The following is a 17,375-nucleotide window of genomic DNA, read 5'->3' as shown; positions in this document are numbered from 1 at the left end:
CCACCGATGCCATCACCCTCGATGCGGATGCTCGCCACCACCCTGATCATGGCACTTGCCGGGACAACCCTGCTGGCCTGCGGTGACGACGAGCCGAAATCCGACAGTTCCCAGATAACCGTGTGGAGCCTGGAAGACGTGGCGGACCGGGTGAACGCCACCAAGGCGATCATCGCGGACTACACCGCCAAGACCGGCGTCAAGGTCAACCTGGTCACCGTCAACGAGGACCAGTTCCCCTCCCTCATCGCCTCCAGCGCCGCCGCCGGCGACCTGCCCGACGTGGTCGGCTCGGTCTCCCTGGCCGGAGTGCGCACCCTGGCCGGCAACGACCTGCTGGAGCCCGACGCCAACAAGCGGGTCGTCGAGAAGCTCGGCCGGGACACCTTCTCCCCGCGCGCCCTCGAATTGACCAGCGACGACGGCCGGCAGCTCGCCGTGCCGAGCGACGGGTGGGGCCAGCTGCTGGTCTACCGCAAGGACCTGTTCGCCGCGGCCGGCCTGCCCGCCCCCGACACGTACGAGAAGATCGCCGCCGCGGCGGCGAAGCTGAACACCGGCGGCGTCGCCGGCATCACGGCGGCGACGGCCCCCGGCGACGTCTTCACCCAGCAGACCTTCGAACATCTCGCGCTGGCCAACAACTGCCAGCTCACCGACGACGCCGGCAAGGTCACGCTGGACTCCCCCGAGTGCGTCGAGGCGTTCCGCTTCTACGGCGACCTGATGCGGAACAACTCGGTCAAGGGCGCGCAGGACGTGGACACCACCCGGGCCACCTACTTCGCCGGCAAGGCGGCCATGCTGATCTGGTCGCCGTTCATCCTCGACGAGCTGGCCGGGCTGCGGAACGACGCCCGGCCCACCTGCCCGCAGTGCCAGTCCGACCCGGCGTGGCTGGCGAAGAACAGCGGCTTCGTCACCGCCATCAAGGGCCCGAACGGCGCCGAGCCGGCCCAGTACGGCGAGATCAGCTCGTGGGCGGTGCTCGACGGCGCGAGCGACCCCGCGTCGTCCTTCGTGGAGTACATGCTCTCCGACGGCTACCCGCGCTGGTTCGGCATGTCGCCCGAGGGGCGCGTCCCGGTGCGCACCGGGACCGCGGAGGACAGGCAGAAGTTCCTCACCGCCTGGAACACCAGCCAGGCCGGCGTGGACCGCAAGCAGCCGCTGTCGGCGGTCTACGGCTCCGACGTGCTCGCCACGGTGCGCAAGAGCCCGGACACCTTCCAGCGCTGGGGGCTGACCCAGGGCCAGGGGAAGCTGGTCGGGGCGATCCTCGGTGAGCTGCCGGTGCCCAAGGCGCTCGCCGACGTGGTCGGCGGGAAGTCCGACGCCCGGGCCGCCGCCGAGCGGGCGAAGAAGGACGTCGACGCGATCGCCAAGGGCGTGAATTGACCACGACCGCGCCGGAGGCCGGCCGCTCCCCCACCGGGGAGCGGCCCCGCCGGCCCGGCCGACGCCCGCTCACCCTGCGCCGCCGCGAGTCCCGCGCCGGGCTCGCGCTGGTCACCCCCACCCTGCTCGTCGTGGTCGCGGTGATCGGCATTCCCATCGTCTGGACCGTGGTGCTGGCCTTCCAACGGGTACGCCTCGCGACCCTGCGCCGGACCGGCCTCTTCGGCGAGCTGACCCTGGACAACGTCGACCGGGTGCTGCACACCCCCGGCTTCGCCGACACGCTGTGGACCACCGTCGTCTACAGCGCCGGCGGGACGGCCGGCTCGATCCTGGTCGGCCTCGTGGCGGCGCTCGTGGTCCGCCGCCCGTTCCGGGGCCGCACGATCGTCCGCGCGTCCATGCTGCTGCCGTACGTGGCGCCGGTGGTCGCCATGACGTTCGTCTGGCAGGTGATGCTCGACCCGCAGCTCGGCGTCGTCAACGACTGGGGCCGGCGGTTCCTCGGCTGGGACGAGCCCGTGCCGTTCCTGTCCCAGGAGTCCACCGCGCTGTGGACGGTCATCGCGTTCGAGGCGTGGCGCTACTTCCCGTTCGCCTTCCTGTTCCTGCTGGCCCGGCTCCAGGCCGTGCCGGCCGAGCTGGAGGAGGCCGCCCGGGTCGACGGGGCCACGCCGACCCAGCGCTTCCGGCACATCCTGCTGCCCCAGCTCATGCCGGTGATCGCGTTGATCGGGGTGCTCCGGTTCATCATGACCTTCAACAAGTTCGACGACGTCTACCTGCTCACCGGCGGCTCGGCCGGCACCGAGGTGGTCAGCGTCCGGGTCTACCAGTTCCTCACCGCGCGCACCGACATCGGCGCGGCGGCGGCGCAGGCGGTCGTGCTGGCCGTCGTGCTCATCGTCTTCGTGGCGATCTACCTGCGCTTCTTCGGCGGCCGGCGGGAGGAGGCGTGATGGACCGGGACCGGATCGAGACGGTGAGCCTGCGCTGGCTGCGCCGGCTGGTGATCGCCGGCTTCCTGCTGGTCACCCTGCTGCCGTTCTGGTACATGCTGGTGCTCTCCGTACGCCCCATCGAGCGGCTGCTGCTCGATCCCGGCTCGCTGCTCGTGCCGGTCGGCGAACTGACCCTGGCCACGTACGCCGAGGTGCTCAAGTCCGTCGAGGACGGCGGGCAGGGCTTCCTCGCCTTCATCCGCAACAGCGGCATCGTGGCGCTGGCCGCCACCGCGCTCACCCTGGTGATCGCCATCCCCGGCGCGTACGCCGTGTCCCGGCTGCGGTTCTTCGGCCGGCGGCAGGTCAGCGCGCTGTTCCTGGCGGTCTACCTGTTCCCGTCGATCGTCATCGCGATCCCGCTGTTCGTGGTCTTCACCCGGGCCGGGCTGCGCGGGTCGCTTGTCGGGCTGGTGCTGGTCTACATCTCGCAGACCCTGCCGGTCTCGGTCTACATGCTGAAGAACTACTTCGAGACCATCCCGGTCAGCCTGGAGGAGTCCGCGGCGATCGACGGCGCCGGCCGCCTCGGCATCATCCGCCGGGTCAGCCTGCCCCTCGCCGCGCCGTCGGTGATGGCGGTCGCCCTCTACGACTTCATGATCGCCTGGAACGAGTTCCTCTTCGCGCTGCTCTTCCTGGTCGACCGGCCCAACCGGTGGACGGTCTCACTGGGGCTGTCACTGCTCGCCGACGGCGTCGAGGTGCCGAAGACGGTGCTGATGGCCGGCTCGGTGATCCTCACCCTGCCGATCGTGATCCTCTTCTTCGCCGGCGAGCGGCTGCTCACCGAGGGCCTCACCAGCGGCGCGGAGAAGGGCTGATTGACCTTGGCGGGCGGCTCCACCAGGATGGCCCGGTGCGGGCGACCCGGGAACGGACGGTCAGCGGGCGGGCGGCGCGGCTGATCACCGAGGTGCTCGCGCCGGGCGTCCTGGTGACCGCCCTGCCGCTGGTGGCGGCCGCCCGGGTCAGCCGCTCCCCGCAGCAGTTCCTGCTCTGGGGCGGCACGGCGCTGCTGTTCTGCGCGGTGCTCCCGGTCGGCGTGATCGTCCACGGCGTACGCCGCGGCCGGCTCACCGACCGGCACGTCGGCGACCATACCCAGCGGGCCCGGCCCCTGCTGACCGGCCTGGCCTCGGTGGCGGTCGGCACGGCCCTGCTGGCCGCGCTTCGCGCGCCCGCCGAACTGTTCGCCGTGATCGTGGTGATCTTCGTGGTCGGCGCGGCCTGCACTCTGGTCAACCACTGGTGGAAGCTGAGCATCCACGCCGCGGTCGCGGCCGCCACCACGGCCGTCCTGGTGCTGCTGTTCGGCCCGGCCCTGCACGCCGGCTGGCTGCTGGTGGCCGCGGTCGGCTGGTCCCGGGTGGTGCTGCGGGACCACACCTGGCCGCAGGTGGTGGCCGGCGCCGTCACCGGCGCCCCGCTCGCCACCGGCGCCTTCCTCGCCCTGAGCTGAGGTTCTGCGGCCCGGCCAAACAAGATCAGCTACCGTGGCGGCATGGGCAAGCCGACCCGCTGGGTGACCGAGACCAAGCCGGGACACTCGCAGTGGTACATCGACCGGTTCCGGCAACTGGCCGCCGAGGGGGCTGACCTGGCCGGCGAGGCCCGGCTGCTGGACGCGCTCGTCCCGCCGGGCGCGCGGATCCTGGACGCCGGCTGCGGCACCGGCCGGGTGGCCGCCGCGCTGGCCGCCCGGGGTCACACGGCGCTGGGCGTCGACGCCGACCCGGTGCTGATCGACGCCGCCCGCACCGATTACCCCGGCCCGCGCTTCCTGGTCGCCGACCTGGCCGAGCTGGACCTGGCCGCGCAGGACGAGCCCGAGCCGTTCGACGCGGCCGTGGTGGCCGGCAACGTGATGGCGTTCGTCGCCCCCGGCACCGAGCGCGCCGTGCTGACCCGGATCGCCGCGCACGTCCGGCCGGACGGCCTCGTGGTGGTCGGTTTCGGCACCGACCGCGGCTACCCGCTCACCGAACTGGACGCCGACGCGGTCGCCGCCGGGCTTCGCCTCGAACACCGCTTCGCCACCTGGGACCTGCGTCCCTGGCACGACGACGCGGCGTTCGCGGTGACCGTGTTCCGCAGGCCGGCCGCCTGAGCCCACCCCGCGCCCGTCCGCGCGGTGGCTCTGCGGGGTGCCGGGCCCGGGCAGGCGCGGGCGGCGACCCGCGCGAAGCGGACGCGCCGCCGGTTCAGGCCGGGGCGGCGACCGTGCGGGCGGCGGCCGGGTCGAGCGGGCTGCCGGCCGGCACCAGGCTGACCAGGCCCGCCGGCAGCCGGACCGGACGCACCCCGGCGTAGCCGAGCATGCCGGGCACGTCGGCGCCCGCCAGCACGTAGCGCCGGCCGAGGTCGGTGACCACACAGACCGCGCCGCCGGTGGCGCCGGGGGCGGCGGCCGACTCGACGAGCGCTCCCCGCCCCGGCTCGACCAGCACCTGGTCGGCCAGCCCGCCCCGGCCGGCCGGCGTCCGCGCGGCGGCGGGGAGGTCCGGCGGGGTGGCGCCGAGCCGGACCTCGCGTACGCCGCTGTCGTCGCCGGCGCGGGCGCAGAGCGCGCCGCCCTCCACCGCGGCGAGCGCGGGCGGGACCGCGGGCGGGGCGGTCGGCCCGGTCGGCACCAGGTCGGGAAGCTTCGGCAGGGCGGCGAACCGGCCCAGGGTGATCGGTTCCGGGGCGCCCTGGCCGGTGCGGGCGAGCAGCAGGGCCGCCTGCAACTCGGTGATGCCGGCGAGGCCGGTCCGCCCGGCCACCGCGTACTGCCGGCCGCCGCCGGAGTTGCGGACCAGATAGACGTCGCCGACGGTGGCGCCGGTGACCCGCTCGGACGGGGCGCCCAGGTCGCGCAGCGGGGGCGGCGCCAGGTCGACCCCGGCCGGCACCGTGTTGAGCAGCGCCGGGGCCACCGGCGCCGCCCGTTCCCGGGTGGCGGCCAGCGCGGCGAGCACCCGGTCGGTGTCGCGGAGGAGGTAGCGCCGCTCGTGCCAGAGCAGGTGCAGGCTGCCGTCCGGGTGGCGCAGCAGCAGGCCCTGGTCGCCGAGGGGCCGGCCGCCGGTGGCGTCCCGCCCGATCAGCAGCGCCGAACGGACCTCCGTGCGGCCCGCCTCGACGGCGGTGACCGAGCAGACCGTCCACGCCCCGCCGGTGAGCCGCCCCGGCGCGGGCAGCGAGTCGGGGGCGTCGGCGATGCCGAGGGGCAGGCCGCGCGGCACGCCCTCGATGGAGCGGCGGGAGACCAGCACGGTCTTCGGCCGGTCCGCCCCGATGACCAGCAGCGCCGAGGCGTAGTTGAGGACCGGGTGCAGCTTCTCCTCCCGGTAGACGAACCGCGCGCCGGACTCCTTCTCCACGATCACCGCGCCCGGGTCGCGCCAGGCGCTGCCACCACCGGCGAACAGGCCGTAGAGGGCGACCCCGCCGAGCGCGATCACCGCGACGAGCACGCTGGCCAGGCCGGCCCCGGCCAGCCGGCGGAACGGCGACTGCGCGGGGTCGGTCTCCCGCATCACCAGCGCGGCGACCGCCCGCTGGACGGTGAACTGGTAGGAGTGGAGCTGGTCCTGCCGGGACGGCATCGGATCCCTTCCGCCTGGTTCGTCGGCGCACAGGATAGACGCTCCGTTGATCCCCTGTGGACCCTCCGTGGCGCCGTGGCCGGCCGGACGTGGGTCTCGTACATCCGCGCCGCGACGCGCAGACCGGATGCGGCGGTGAGTCCCGCCACAGCCCAGGCCGTAGGTGGAATCGGGAATCGGGCGGGAATTGGCTGGGTACGCGGGCCGTTGACGATACCCGTGGGGGTATCCAGTGGCAGACCGGTACCCCCTGGGGTATGTTGGAGGCAGGAGGTAGTGGCGTGAAGCTTCAACCCGAGATGACCAGCGAGGCGCTCACCCGGCTCAAGCGAGCCCGGGGCCAGCTCAACGCCGTCATCGAGATGATGGAGAACGGCGAGGACTGCCGGGCCGCCCTGACCCAGCTCGCGGCCGTGTCCAAGGCCATCGACCGGGCCGGCTTCAAGATCATTGCGTCCGGCATGCGGCACTGCGGCACCGCCCGGGAGCGGGGCGAGGAGCCGGAGATGACCGAGGAGGAGCTGGAGAAGCTCTTCCTCGCCCTGGCCTGACCGAGGAATTCACCGTCCTCGCCGCGTGATCGCGGCGAGGACGGGTATCACTACGCCCGCGACCCGGGCCGAAGTCTGACTTCCACATACCCCCGGGGGTATGTGGAACAGAAAGGAGAACGGCACATGTCAGTCGAGGTCTCCGTCATCGCGACGTCCTCGCTCGGCGACCGCAGCTACCTGGCCTCCGACGGTCAGGTGGCGATCGTGGTCGACCCCCAGCGCGACATCGACCGGATCCTGTACCTCGCGGGAGCCAAGGGGGTGCGGATCACCCATGTGGTGGAAACGCACATCCACAACGACTACGTCTCCGGCGGCCTGGAACTCGCCCGGATCACCGGCGCCCGGTACCTGGTGGCCGCCGCCGACGAGGTCACCTTCGACCGGATGCCGGTCACCGACGGCGACACGATGCCCGTCTCCGACAAGCTGCGGCTCCGCGTGGTCGCCACCCCCGGCCACACGTTCCACCACCTGTCGTACGTCCTCGACGAGCCCACCGACGGTGGCTGGCAGCCGGCGGGCGTCTTCACCGGCGGCTCGCTGCTGTTCGGCACCACCGGACGCACCGACCTGCTCGGCCAGGAGCACGCCCACGAGCTGGCCCACCGCCAGCACGCCTCGGCGCGGCGGCTGGCCGACCTGCTGCCCGACGGCGCCCAGGTGTGGCCGACGCACGGCTTCGGCAGCTTCTGCTCGGCCAGCCAGGCCGACGCCCCCGACTCGACAATCGGACGCGAGAAGCAGGCCAACGCGGTGCTGCGCCTGGCCGCCGACGAGTTCGTCGGCAAGACCCTCGCCGGCCTGGACGCCTACCCGGCGTACTACGCCCACATGGGCGTGGCGAACAGCGCCGGGCCGGCACCGGTCGACCTCACCCCGGTCGCCAGGGCCGACGCGGCCCAGCTCCGCGACCGGATCTCTGCCGGGGAGTGGGTGGTGGACCTGCGGCACCGCAAGGCGTACGCGGCCTCGCACCTGGCCGGCACGGTCAGCCTCGCGCTGGACGGCCCGATGTCGACCTGGCTCGGCTGGCTGATCGACTGGGGCACGCCGATCACGCTGCTCGCGGAGACCGCGGAGCAGGTCGCCGACGCCCAGCGCGAGCTGGTCCGGATCGGCATCGACCGGCCGGCAGCGCAGGCCACCGGCGGGGCCGAGCAGTGGGCGGCCACGCCCGACCAGCTCCGCGAGCTGCGGATGGCCGACTTCGGAGCACTGGCCGCGGCCCGCGCGGGGAACACCCCGGCCGGGCTGCCCGCCCCGGCCGTCGTGCTCGACGTGCGGATGACCAACGAGTGGCGCGCCGGCCATGTCGAGGGCGCCGTGCACGTCCCGCTTCCCGACCTGCCCAAGCGGCTCGCCGACGTGCCGGCCGGCGCGGTCTGGGTGCACTGCGGCTCCGGCTACCGGGCCACCGCCGCGGCGTCGCTGCTGGCCAACGCCGGCCGCGAGGTCGTCGTCATCGACGACAGGTTCGATCGGGCCGAGGCGGCGGGCGTCGCCATGGCCGACAACGCCTGACCCCTTTCCGAGTCCCGGCCGGCGCCACCGGCGCCGGCCGGCGTCCCACCCTGCCGCCAGCTACGGCGATTCGTCCCAGAACGAGGAGAAATGAGCGCTTCCGAGACCACGCACCCGGCCAGCCTGGACGCCACCACCCTGCGGGAACTGATCGACTCCGGGCGCTCCCCCCGGCTGCTCGACGTGCGCACCCCGGCCGAGTTCGAGACCGTCCACATTCCCGGCGCCTACAACGTCCCGCTGGACCTTCTCAAGGAGCACCGCGAGGAACTGCGTAACCACCTGGACGAGGACGTGGTGCTGATCTGCCGCTCGGGCGCCCGCGCCACGCAGGCCGAGCAGGCACTGGCCGGGGTCGGGCTGCCGAACCTGAAGATCCTCAACGGCGGCATGCTCGCCTGGCAGGCGGCGAACGCGCCGACCCAGCAGGGCGCGCCCCGCTGGGACCTGGAGCGGCAGGTCCGCCTGGTCGCCGGTGCCATCGTGCTGGCCAGCGTCGTCGGCTCGGTGTTCGTACCGGGCCTGAAGTGGGTCGCCGCGTTCATCGGCGCCGGCCTCACCTTCGCCGCGGTCACCAACACCTGTGCCATGGGGATGATGCTGAGCAGGCTGCCGTACAACCGGGGCGCCAGCTGCGACCTCGACACCGTCGTCGGCCACCTGCGCGAGAGCAACGGGGCGCGGGCATGACCGGTTCCCTGCTGCTCACCGTCGGCCTGGCCGTGCTGATCGGGGTGAGCCTCGGGCTGCTCGGCGGCGGCGGGTCGATCCTCGCCGTCCCGCTGCTGGTGTACGTCGCCGGCCTGCCGGCCAAGGAGGCGATCGCCACCTCCCTGCTCGTCGTCGGCGCCACCAGCGCCGTCGGCGTCCTGCCGCACGCCCGCGCCGGACGGGTCCGCTGGCGTACCGGGCTGATCTTCGGCTTCGCCGGAATGACCGGCGCGTACGCCGGCGGCCGGCTGGCGGAGTTCGTCCCGGCCGGATTCCTGCTCACCGGCTTCGGCGTGATGATGCTGGCCACCGCGATCGCGATGATCAGGGGCCGGCGCGCCGCCGAGGGCCGGCCGGTGCCGCACGAGCTGCCGGTGTTCCGGGTGATCCTCGACGGGATCGTCGTCGGTCTGGTGACCGGCCTGGTCGGCGCGGGCGGCGGCTTCCTCGTGGTGCCCGCCCTGGCCCTGCTCGGCGGCCTGCCGATGCCGGTCGCCGTCGGCACCTCCCTGGTCGTCATCGCGATGAAGTCCTTCGCCGGCCTGGCCGGTTACCTCTCCAGCGTGAGCATCAACTGGGGCCTCGCCCTCGCGGTCACCGCCGCCGCCGTCCTCGGCAGCGTCCTCGGCGGTCGCCTCGCCGGGAGGATCCCCGCGGACCTCCTGCGCAAGTCGTTCGGCTGGTTCGTGGTGGTGATGGGCGCCTTCGTCCTCGCCCAGCAGTTGCCCCCGTTCGCCGGACTCGCCGTGGGAGCGCTTGCCGCAGCCGGTACGGTCACCATGGCGGTGTGGGGCCGCCGGAGGAGGAGACACAGTGGACAGCAGCGCCTGGGATGCCCGGTACACGAGCACGCCGGGTCTGGTGTGGAGCGCTGAGCCGAACCGCTTCGTGGTCGAGTCGGTCACCGGGCTGATCCCCGGCGCCGCGCTGGACCTGGCCGCCGGTGAGGGACGCAACGCGGTCTGGCTGGCCGAGCAGGGCTGGCGGGTCACCGCGGTGGACTTCTCGCCGGTGGCCGTCGGCCGGGGGCGTGAGCTGGCCGCCGGGCACGGTGTCGAGGTCGAGTGGCGGGTCGCCGACGTCACCGCGTACCGGCCGGTGCCGGGCAGCTACGACCTGGTGCTCATCAGCTACCTGCACCTGCCCGCCGACGACCTCGCCCGGGTGCTGGCCGCGGCCAAGCAGGCGCTGCGCCCCGGGGGGAGCCTCGTGGTGGTCGGCCACGACCTGGCGAACCTGACCGGCGGCACCGGTGGGCCGCAGGACCCGGCCGTGCTGCTGACGCCGGAGGCGGTGGTCGACGGCCTCGCCGGGCTGCACATCCGGCGCGCCGAGACGGCCCGCCGCCCGGTGCCCACCACCGACGGCGGCACGGTCGACGCCCTCGACACGGTCGTCGTGGCGAGCCGTCCCGACTGACGGCGCCGTCAGGGCCGCAGGATCAGCCGGATCGGGTTGCCCTCCTTCTCGTGCACCCGGCGCACCGCCTCCGGCGCGTCCGCCAGCGGCAGCACGTCGCTGACCGACGCGGACAGGTCGAGCCGGCCCAGCCCGGTGAGGGTCACCAACTGCCCGACGTGCTCCGCCTCCGAGCCGTAGTGGCCGAGCACCGCCTGGCGGTTGTAGGTGAACCGGCTGTCCGACGGGATGCTGATGGGCTGGTTGGCGATGCCGGCGAGCACCAGCCGGCCGTGCCGGCCGAGCACGGTCATGGCCTGCTCGCGGACCGCGTTGACGCCGGCGAAGTCGAACGCCACGTCGAGCCCCCGGGTGCCGACCAGTTCGAGCACGGCGTCCTTGAAGCCGTCGTCCGCCGGGTCGATGGCCAGGTCCGCGCCGAGGGCGAGCGCCCGGTCCCGCGCCGCCGGCAGCGGGTCCACGGCGATCACCGGGGCCGCGCCGACCAGCTGCAGCAACTGCACCGCGTGCGCGCCGAGGCCACCGACGCCCCACACGGCGACCGCCTCGGCGGGCCGGACCCGGGCCGTCTCGGTCACCGCGGCCCACGGCGTGGAGACCGCGTCGGGAATGATGCAGGCCTGCTCGAACGGGAGCAGATCCGGGACGGGGACCAGGGTGTCCTCGCGGGCCAGGGCATATTCGGCCCAGCCGCCGTCGTAGTCGACGCCGCGGGTGAGCACGAGGCCGAACCGGTCCCGCTCCCCCGCCTGGAGCAGCACCCGCTGGCCCGGCTCCCAGCCCCGCACCCCGTCACCGAGCGCGTCGACCGTCCCGGCCACCTCGTGGCCGAGGATCACCACGTCCCCGTCCAGGTGGAGCGGGGTCAGGGTGCCGTCGATGAGGTGCACGTCCGACAGGCACACGCCGGCCGCGGCCACCCGGATCCGCACCTGCCCGCGCCCCGGCTCGGGCACCGGCACCGACTCCATCCGCAGCGCCCGATCGGCCACGTGCAGCCGTCCGGCCAGCATGTCCGCCACGCTCGCTCCCCTCTCCGGCGTCCTCGACCCCGCCGGCCGCGCCGGGCGGGAGTCGTCGGCGGCGTACCCGTCGCCGGCCCGCCGATGCGGCGGGGCGCGGAAAAACGGCCGCGCCGCCCATATCCCCGGGCGGCCGGACGACCGGCCGGTAGCATCCGGTCACGGACCGGCGGAGAGGACACGGGTGGGCGCGCGTTTCGAGGAACTGGCCTGGCGGGAGACGCCGATCGGCGAGATCAGTCTGCGCCGGCGCCGCGACCCGTCGCTCGACGTCGACGTGTACGAGGTGAAGCTCGACGACGAGTTCCTGATGTCCAGCCTCTTCCCGGTCGCGGAGATCGAACTCGCCCGGCTCGGGCTGGCCCCGCTGACCGGCGGCGCCCTGGACGTGGTGGTGGGCGGGCTCGGCCTCGGCTACACGGCGCGCACCGCGCTGGAGGATGCCCGGGTGCACTCACTGGTGGTGGTCGAGGCGATCGAGGACGTGATCGACTGGCACCGCCGGGACCTGCTGCCGTTCGCCGCCGGACTGGCCGCCGACTCGCGGACCCGGTTCGTGCGGGCGGACTTCTTCGCGGCGGTGGCGAGCGGCGTCGGGTTCGATCCGGAGGCGCCGGGGCGCCGGTTCCACGCGGTGCTGCTCGACGTGGACCACTCCCCGCGCCAGGTGCTGCACCCCAGCCACGCCGACTTCTACACGGTCGACGGGCTGCGCCGGCTGGCCGCGCTGCTGCACCCGGACGGGGTTTTCGCGCTCTGGTCGAACGACCCGCCCGATTCGGAGTTCCAGCGGACGCTGACCGAGGTGTTCCCGACCTCGGTGGCGCACGTCGTCCGCTTCCCGAACCCGTTGCAGGGCCGGGAGGCCGCGAACACGGTGTACGTGGCCCGGCGATGAACCGGCCCCGGGCGGGCATGGCGGGCGCCGGAGCGGGAAAGCGGGCGGCCCACCGCACTCCCGGGAGGATGACATGCGGGCGTTGCTCTGGATCGTCGGCGTCGTGGCCGCCGTGCTCATCCTGCTCGGGCTGTTCCTGGAGGCGGTGCGCTGGCTGCTCGTCATCGGCCTGATCGCGCTGGTCGTGCTCATCGTGCTGGCCTTCGTGCGGGGCCGCCGGGTCGTGCAGAGGGGCGCCCCACGCCGCTGACCCGCCGCCGCCGTGTGACGAACTCAGCAAGTTACTCCGCCGTAAGTTACCGGGCGGTTAAGTTAGGCTGAGGGCCGTCATCCGGCAGCGAGGAGAGACGGCGATGGACGCGACCGCGCAGCGGCCCTGGACCCGCAGCTACGCCCCGGGCGTACCGGCCGAGATCGCGGAGCCGACCGGCACGCTGGTGGACCTGCTCACCGACGCCGCCCGCCGGTTCGGGCCCCGGGTCGCCCTCGACTTCTACGGCGCCACCACCACCTACGCCGAGCTGGCCGACCAGGTGGCCCGGGCGGCCGAGGCGCTGCGCCGGCTCGGCGTCGGCCCCGGCGACCGGGTAGCGCTGGTGCTGCCGAACTGCCCGCAGCACGTGGTCGCCTTCTACGCGGTGCTGCGCCTCGGCGCCGTGGTCGTCGAGCACAACCCGCTCTACACCGCCGACGAGCTGGCCCACCAGCTCACCGACCACGGCGCCCGGGTCGCCGTGGTGTGGGACAAGGTGGCGCCGCTGGTCGCCGGGCGGGGCGCGGTCGAGACCGTGCTGGCCGTCGACCTGCCCAGGGCGCTGCCCCGGCTCAAGCGGTGGGCGCTGCGGCTGCCGCTGCCCAAGGTCCGCGCCGCCCGGGCCGCGATGACCGCCCCGGCGCCCGACGCGCTCTCCTGGCCGGCGCTGGTCGCCGACGCCGCCCCGCTGGCCGCCGACCACCCCGCGCCCCGAGCCACCGACACCGCGCTGCTCCAGTACACCGGCGGCACCACCGGGGTCCCGAAGGGCGCCGTGCTGACCCACCGCAACCTGCGGGCCAACGCCGCGCAGGGCCGGGCCTGGGTGCCCGGCCTGCGCGACGGCGCCGAGACGGTGTACGCGGTGCTGCCGCTGTTCCACGCGTACGGCCTGACCCTCTGCCTCACCTTCGCGGTGAGCATCGGCGCCACCCTGGTGCTGTTCCCCCGCTTCGACCTCGACCAGGTGCTCGACGCGGCGCGCCGCCGCCCGCCGACCTTCCTGCCCGCCGTCCCACCGGTCTACGCGCGGCTCGCCACCGCGGCCCGGGAACGCGGCGTCGACCTCACCTCCGTCCGGTACGCGATCTCCGGCGCCATGGCGCTCCCGCCGGCCACCGTGGACCTCTGGGAGTCGGTGACCGGCGGCCTGCTGGTCGAGGGCTACGGGATGACCGAGACCTCGCCCATCACGCTGGGCAACCCGGTGGCGCCGACCCGCCGGCCGGGCACGGTGGGGGTGCCGTTCCCCTCCACCGAGGTCCGCCTCGTCGACCCGGAGGACCCGACCCGGGACCGCGCCCCCGGGGAGGCCGGCGAGCTGCTGGTCCGCGGCCCCCAGGTGTTCGCCGGCTACTGGAACCGCCCCGACGAGACGGCCCGGGTGCTGCTGCCCGGCGGCTGGCTGCGCACCGGTGACGTGGTCACCATGGACGCCGACGGCTTCGTCACCGTGGTCGACCGGATCAAGGAACTGATCATCACGGGCGGGTTCAACGTCTACCCGTCCGAGGTGGAGGAGGCGCTGCTGCGGATCCCCGGCGTCCGCGAGGCCGCCGCGGTCGGCCTCCCCACCGGGGACGGCGAGGAGGTGGTGGCCGCCGTGGTGCTGGACCCGGGGGTGGGCGCCGGCCCGGACTCGGTCCGCTCGGCCTGCCGCCAGCATCTCGCCGGCTACAAGGTGCCGCGCCGGGTCGTCGTGGTCGAGGAGCTGCCGCGCTCGCAGATCGGCAAGGTCCTGCGCCGCGAGGTCCGCGACCGCCTGCTCGCCGGGGGCTGAGGGCGGGGCCGGCACCGGTCAGGGCAGCTGGCCCGGCCGGTCGACGATCGCGACCCGGAGCTGCGCGACGGCCGATTCGGCCGACTCTCTGCCGTCGCGCACCACGGACCTGCGGGTGCCCAGGTAGACATGGGTGTTCCGGTCGAAGATGAGGTCGTTGTTGCCACCGATCACGCCGGGCATGCGGATCGCCACCCCGCGCCGGCCGGCGGCGTCCACCACGTCGCCCGAGATGACGACGGCTCCCGGCTCCCGGGCCAGCAGTTCGAACAGCGCCGCCAGCGCCCGGGGCGGCACGTAGCCGTCGAGCACGGACCGCGCCGTGGTGTACGGCATGCTCTCGCTCCCGTGCACCGCCTTCTCGTCGGCGCCCGCCGGGAGATGCAGGTCGACCGGGTGTTCCCGGAGGTATCGGAGCAGCCGGTCCGGGTCGGTGGGCAGGTCGCCGTGGTACGCGGGCGACGGCAGCTCGTCCAGCTCCTTGCGGGGATCCGCGGGATCGATCGGGCGGAGCACCCGCAGCTCGCCCCAGCCGTTCGGTTCGGCCTCCGGCCGGTACCGCGCCTGCGGGTGCGCGACTCCCCCGGCCGACTGCCACATCTGCACCCGCGTGGTGACGTACGGGCCGCTGTCCGGCCTCTCCCGCCTCGTCGCCAGAGCTTCCGTGAACACGTACTGGTCGGGTCGGGCGGTGAGCTCGGGCTGCTGCCGAGCGGCGTCGGCCGCCAGTCGGAGGATCTCCGACGCGTTGGCCGTGGGCGGCGGCTGGTCGCCCAGTCCCATCGTCTGGGCCGCCAGGACTCCGGCGGTCAGCGCGACCGCCAGCCCGAGCGCTCCGGCGAGGCGCCACCCGCGCGGGAACCGGGTGCGGTGCCCGACCGGACGGGCCGCCGGAACGGTCTCGGACCGCCGGACGACGTGGGCCTTCAGATCCGTGAGGAGCTGCTCCTCGAAGCCGTGCGGTGACTGCTCGGTCCTGGTCATGGCGTCGTCTCCGTTCGATCAGGCGAGGGTGGTGGCCGGGCGGGCGAGCACGGCGCGGACGATGCGACGGGCGCGGTGCAGGCGGACCCGGGCGGCGACCGGGGACATCCCGAGCGCGGTCGCCGCCTCGGCCACGGTGAGACCGTCCACGGCGACGCTCTCGACCAGCGCCCGGGTGTGCTCGGGCAGCCCGCTCAGCGCCCGGCACGTGCGGCGCGCCGCCGACTCGGCGTCGATCCGTTCCTCGATGCGGGCGATGTCGTCGGCGTCCAGGTCCCGTCGTCCGGCCAGCCGGCCGGTCACCCGCAGCCGGCGGGCCGCCCGGCGCCGCTCGTCGGCGATGACGTTGCGGGCCACCCCGAACAGCCAGCCGATCTGGCTGCCCCGGTCCGGCCGGTAGCCGGCCGCCGATTCGATCACCGCCAGGAACACGTCGGCGGTCAGGTCGGCGGCGAGGTGCGGGTCGTCGACCCGCCGGGCCACGAACCGGCCCACCGCCTCCACGTGCCGCCGGTAGAAGATCTCGAAGGCCACCGGATCGGCTCCGATGCCGGAGATGTCACCCTCCACTGAGCCAGGATCATCCACGGGCCGTCCTCTCTCGTAGCCGTTACACCCCTTCTTCGTACGGGCGGGCGGTGGTGTTACCGGAACGAGAGGTGGCGCTTCCCGGGCCGGCGGCACCAATCGTCCTCGCCACCTCGCTCAGGTCGTCGTCCAGCTGGTGATCGCGCCCGGGCAGCCGGTGCAGCCGCGCCTGCGGGACGGCGCGGGCGTACAGGTCGGCGTGCGACGGTGGGGCGGTCTCGTCCTGGAGGCCGTGGAACACGTGCACGGGCACGCCGTGCGGCAGCCTCGCACCGAGGTCGTGCGGCAGCTCGAACTCGTCGCCGGGCCAGCCGCCCGCGCCGACGAACGGAGCGGCGATCAGCACGATCGCGCCGATCTGCCGCTCCGGTGGCCGCTCGGCGAGCGCGGCGACGAGGATCGTCGCGCCCACCGAATGGCCGGCGACCACCGCGCCGTCGTCCAGGGCCGCCAGCTCACGCCGGATGGCCGCACCCCACCAGGCGTAGCTCGGGTCGTCCTCGTCGGGCATGCGCGGGTAGCGGACCTCGTAGGTGTCCCCGAGCTCCCGCCTCAGGCTGTCGACCAGCTTGTCGTCCCATTCGTCGTGCGCGCCCGCGCCGCCGCCCTGGATGAACAGGATCTGCCGGGTACCTGCCATGACGATCCACCTTCGGGTGCTCGGGTCGGACGGCGACGCGTGGGCCGGCGTTGCGGGATCGTCACGCCGGTTCGACGGGGAGCCACAGTTCGCAGGTCGCGGTGCTGAAGTCGTCGGCGTGGTGGAGGACCGCGACGATCGAGGGGCCGGGCCGGAGACGCCACGGGTTGGAGGGGAACCAGTCGGTCGCGGTGGCGGCCCAGGTCTCCTGCAGGACCTGCGGGTGCGGTCCGGCGGTGCGGAAGACCGCCCACCTGCCGGCGGGCACCTCGATGGCGTCGAGGTCGTCCGGGGCCGGCGTGTCCCCGGAGACAGCGACCCCGTGCAGGTAGGTCAGTTCGCTGCCCTCGGCGCCGTCCGGGTCGAGGTCGTCGCAGACCTGCAGCAGGCCCGGCGGCTCGGCGTCCCCGAGGCTCTTCAGCCGGAGGTGCTCCTCCCGCGGCAGTGCCGTGATGTGCCGCTGGATGTGCGGGTTGATGCCGTGGTGGATCAGCGGGACCCGAACGGCGTGCCCGACGAGCCGGAACGCGGGGCGGTCAAGGATGCGGGTGTGCATGGGTCTGCTCCCTTCGACGCTCAGGCGGAACCTGAGCTGCGGTTGTGTGCGAAGGGGGCCTCCGTCGCGGCGGACCTCACCGGGGCCGGCGCCGTGGACCGCCCGGAACGCGCGGCCGAACGCCTCCGTCGAGCCGTATCCGTGCCGGACGGCGATGCTCAGCAGGTCGTCCCGGCCGCGAACGACGTCGGCGGCGGCGACGGTCATGCGGCGCCGGCGCACGTACTCCGACAGCGGCATGCCGGCCAGCGACGAGAACATCCGGCGCAGGTGGTATTCGGTCGTGCCGAGCGTCCTGGCCAGTCCGACGACGTCGAAATCCTCGGTCAGGTGCTCTTCGACAGCGTCGACGAGCCGGTTGAGTGCCGAGATCACGAGGCCTCCCTTCGACGTCAAGACTGGCCCGAGGAACCCCGGCCGCGCCCGACCGCTGTGGCCCGATCCGATCATGCCGCTGCCG

General features: G+C 74.0%; 19 protein-coding genes. 13 read left to right on the top strand and 6 right to left on the bottom strand.

Going from position 1 to position 17,375, the window contains the following annotated elements; translation table 11 throughout:
- The first annotated feature begins 6 nt into the window (after positions 1–6).
- Genes ACQP12_RS12190 through ACQP12_RS12170 form a run of 5 tightly spaced genes read left to right on the top strand, consistent with a single transcriptional unit; the run spans position 7 to position 4,509 of the window.
- Positions 7–1,398 (top strand): ABC transporter substrate-binding protein, encoded by a 1,392-nt coding sequence (locus tag ACQP12_RS12190; protein WP_433287527.1) that lies wholly within the window; start codon positions 7–9, stop codon positions 1,396–1,398.
- Complete coding sequence (locus tag ACQP12_RS12185) at positions 1,395–2,357, top strand: carbohydrate ABC transporter permease (RefSeq protein WP_433287525.1); 963 nt, start codon at positions 1,395–1,397, stop codon at positions 2,355–2,357. Before ACQP12_RS12190 ends, ACQP12_RS12185 begins: the two co-directional genes overlap by 4 nt.
- Positions 2,357–3,223, top strand: coding sequence for a carbohydrate ABC transporter permease (locus tag ACQP12_RS12180; protein ID WP_433287523.1), 867 nt, complete (start codon positions 2,357–2,359; stop codon positions 3,221–3,223). The genes ACQP12_RS12185 and ACQP12_RS12180 overlap by 1 nt, the downstream gene beginning before the upstream one ends.
- Positions 3,224–3,258: 35 nt before the next feature.
- On the top strand, positions 3,259–3,861 hold the full coding sequence (locus tag ACQP12_RS12175) for a phosphatase PAP2 family protein (protein ID WP_433287521.1): 603 nt from the start codon (positions 3,259–3,261) through the stop codon (positions 3,859–3,861).
- Positions 3,862–3,903: 42 nt separating this feature from the next.
- The gene (locus ACQP12_RS12170; RefSeq protein ID WP_433287519.1) at positions 3,904–4,509 is read left to right on the top strand and encodes a class I SAM-dependent methyltransferase; all 606 of its coding nucleotides are present in this window, start codon (positions 3,904–3,906) and stop codon (positions 4,507–4,509) included.
- 94 nt (positions 4,510–4,603) lie between these two features.
- Here ACQP12_RS12170 and eccB read toward each other — a convergent pair whose 3' ends face one another.
- Entirely contained in the window at positions 4,604–5,986 is a 1,383-nt protein-coding gene (gene eccB, locus ACQP12_RS12165) for a type VII secretion protein EccB (protein ID WP_433287517.1), read from the bottom strand.
- A gap of 281 nt (positions 5,987–6,267) precedes the next feature.
- Between eccB and ACQP12_RS12160 the strand changes: the two genes are divergently transcribed.
- The 5 genes from ACQP12_RS12160 to ACQP12_RS12140 all read left to right on the top strand — a co-directional run bounded on the left by ACQP12_RS12160 (position 6,268) and on the right by ACQP12_RS12140 (position 10,194).
- Positions 6,268–6,537: a metal-sensitive transcriptional regulator gene (locus tag ACQP12_RS12160; protein ID WP_357949518.1), complete on the top strand. Its 270-nt coding sequence runs from the start codon at positions 6,268–6,270 to the stop codon at positions 6,535–6,537.
- Positions 6,538–6,663: 126 nt separating this feature from the next.
- Positions 6,664–8,064, top strand: coding sequence for a rhodanese-like domain-containing protein (locus ACQP12_RS12155; protein WP_433287515.1), 1,401 nt, complete (start codon positions 6,664–6,666; stop codon positions 8,062–8,064).
- A 90-nt stretch (positions 8,065–8,154) separates the two neighbouring features.
- Positions 8,155–8,754, top strand: a complete 600-nt coding sequence (locus tag ACQP12_RS12150) for a rhodanese-like domain-containing protein (protein WP_433287513.1) — start codon at positions 8,155–8,157, stop codon at positions 8,752–8,754.
- On the top strand, positions 8,751–9,650 hold the full coding sequence (locus tag ACQP12_RS12145) for a sulfite exporter TauE/SafE family protein (protein WP_433287511.1): 900 nt from the start codon (positions 8,751–8,753) through the stop codon (positions 9,648–9,650). Before ACQP12_RS12150 ends, ACQP12_RS12145 begins: the two co-directional genes overlap by 4 nt.
- A complete protein-coding gene (locus ACQP12_RS12140) occupies positions 9,589–10,194 on the top strand; it encodes a methyltransferase domain-containing protein (RefSeq protein ID WP_433287509.1) in 606 nt (201 codons plus the stop codon). The genes ACQP12_RS12145 and ACQP12_RS12140 overlap by 62 nt, the downstream gene beginning before the upstream one ends.
- A gap of 8 nt (positions 10,195–10,202) precedes the next feature.
- Here ACQP12_RS12140 and ACQP12_RS12135 read toward each other — a convergent pair whose 3' ends face one another.
- Positions 10,203–11,207: a zinc-binding dehydrogenase gene (locus ACQP12_RS12135; protein WP_433289241.1), complete on the bottom strand. Its 1,005-nt coding sequence runs from the start codon at positions 11,205–11,207 to the stop codon at positions 10,203–10,205.
- Positions 11,208–11,400: 193 nt separating this feature from the next.
- Between ACQP12_RS12135 and ACQP12_RS12130 the strand changes: the two genes are divergently transcribed.
- The 3 genes from ACQP12_RS12130 to ACQP12_RS12120 all read left to right on the top strand — a co-directional run bounded on the left by ACQP12_RS12130 (position 11,401) and on the right by ACQP12_RS12120 (position 14,147).
- Positions 11,401–12,114, top strand: a complete 714-nt coding sequence (locus ACQP12_RS12130) for a spermidine synthase (RefSeq protein ID WP_433287507.1) — start codon at positions 11,401–11,403, stop codon at positions 12,112–12,114.
- A 73-nt stretch (positions 12,115–12,187) separates the two neighbouring features.
- Positions 12,188–12,364 (top strand): hypothetical protein, encoded by a 177-nt coding sequence (locus tag ACQP12_RS12125; protein ID WP_433287505.1) that lies wholly within the window; start codon positions 12,188–12,190, stop codon positions 12,362–12,364.
- 103 nt (positions 12,365–12,467) lie between these two features.
- Positions 12,468–14,147, top strand: coding sequence for a long-chain-fatty-acid--CoA ligase (locus ACQP12_RS12120; protein ID WP_433287503.1), 1,680 nt, complete (start codon positions 12,468–12,470; stop codon positions 14,145–14,147).
- An 18-nt stretch (positions 14,148–14,165) separates the two neighbouring features.
- On the opposite strand, the gene ACQP12_RS12115 is transcribed toward ACQP12_RS12120, so the two are convergent.
- From ACQP12_RS12115 to ACQP12_RS12100, 4 genes are all read right to left on the bottom strand, one after another.
- Entirely contained in the window at positions 14,166–15,131 is a 966-nt protein-coding gene (locus ACQP12_RS12115; protein WP_433287501.1) for a CU044_5270 family protein, read from the bottom strand.
- 18 nt (positions 15,132–15,149) lie between these two features.
- Complete coding sequence (locus ACQP12_RS12110; RefSeq protein WP_433287499.1) at positions 15,150–15,701, bottom strand: RNA polymerase sigma factor; 552 nt, start codon at positions 15,699–15,701, stop codon at positions 15,150–15,152.
- A 40-nt stretch (positions 15,702–15,741) separates the two neighbouring features.
- On the bottom strand, positions 15,742–16,359 hold the full coding sequence (locus ACQP12_RS12105) for an alpha/beta hydrolase (RefSeq protein ID WP_433287497.1): 618 nt from the start codon (positions 16,357–16,359) through the stop codon (positions 15,742–15,744).
- 61 nt (positions 16,360–16,420) lie between these two features.
- Complete coding sequence (locus ACQP12_RS12100) at positions 16,421–17,290, bottom strand: AraC family transcriptional regulator (protein ID WP_433287495.1); 870 nt, start codon at positions 17,288–17,290, stop codon at positions 16,421–16,423.
- Positions 17,291–17,375: the final 85 nt, after the last annotated feature.

Source organism: Micromonospora sp. CA-244673 (genome assembly GCF_050948395.1).
GTDB lineage: Bacteria > Actinomycetota > Actinomycetes > Mycobacteriales > Micromonosporaceae > Micromonospora.
The sequence above is the reverse complement of the archived record's forward strand: the minus strand, read 5'-3'. Positions and strand labels throughout refer to the sequence as shown.

Coding starts and splice junctions, on each gene's coding strand:
- ACQP12_RS12190 (WP_433287527.1), top strand. CDS start 7: ATGCCATCACCCTCGATGCGGATGCTCGCCACCACCCTGATCATGGCA.
- ACQP12_RS12170 (WP_433287519.1), top strand. CDS start 3,904: ATGGGCAAGCCGACCCGCTGGGTGACCGAGACCAAGCCGGGACACTCG.
- ACQP12_RS12135 (WP_433289241.1), bottom strand. CDS start 11,207: ATGCTGGCCGGACGGCTGCACGTGGCCGATCGGGCGCTGCGGATGGAG.
- ACQP12_RS12150 (WP_433287513.1), top strand. CDS start 8,155: ATGAGCGCTTCCGAGACCACGCACCCGGCCAGCCTGGACGCCACCACC.
- ACQP12_RS12145 (WP_433287511.1), top strand. CDS start 8,751: ATGACCGGTTCCCTGCTGCTCACCGTCGGCCTGGCCGTGCTGATCGGG.
- ACQP12_RS12125 (WP_433287505.1), top strand. CDS start 12,188: ATGCGGGCGTTGCTCTGGATCGTCGGCGTCGTGGCCGCCGTGCTCATC.
- ACQP12_RS12115 (WP_433287501.1), bottom strand. CDS start 15,131: ATGACCAGGACCGAGCAGTCACCGCACGGCTTCGAGGAGCAGCTCCTC.
- ACQP12_RS12155 (WP_433287515.1), top strand. CDS start 6,664: ATGTCAGTCGAGGTCTCCGTCATCGCGACGTCCTCGCTCGGCGACCGC.
- ACQP12_RS12120 (WP_433287503.1), top strand. CDS start 12,468: ATGGACGCGACCGCGCAGCGGCCCTGGACCCGCAGCTACGCCCCGGGC.
- ACQP12_RS12180 (WP_433287523.1), top strand. CDS start 2,357: ATGGACCGGGACCGGATCGAGACGGTGAGCCTGCGCTGGCTGCGCCGG.
- ACQP12_RS12105 (WP_433287497.1), bottom strand. CDS start 16,359: ATGGCAGGTACCCGGCAGATCCTGTTCATCCAGGGCGGCGGCGCGGGC.
- eccB (WP_433287517.1), bottom strand. CDS start 5,986: ATGCCGTCCCGGCAGGACCAGCTCCACTCCTACCAGTTCACCGTCCAG.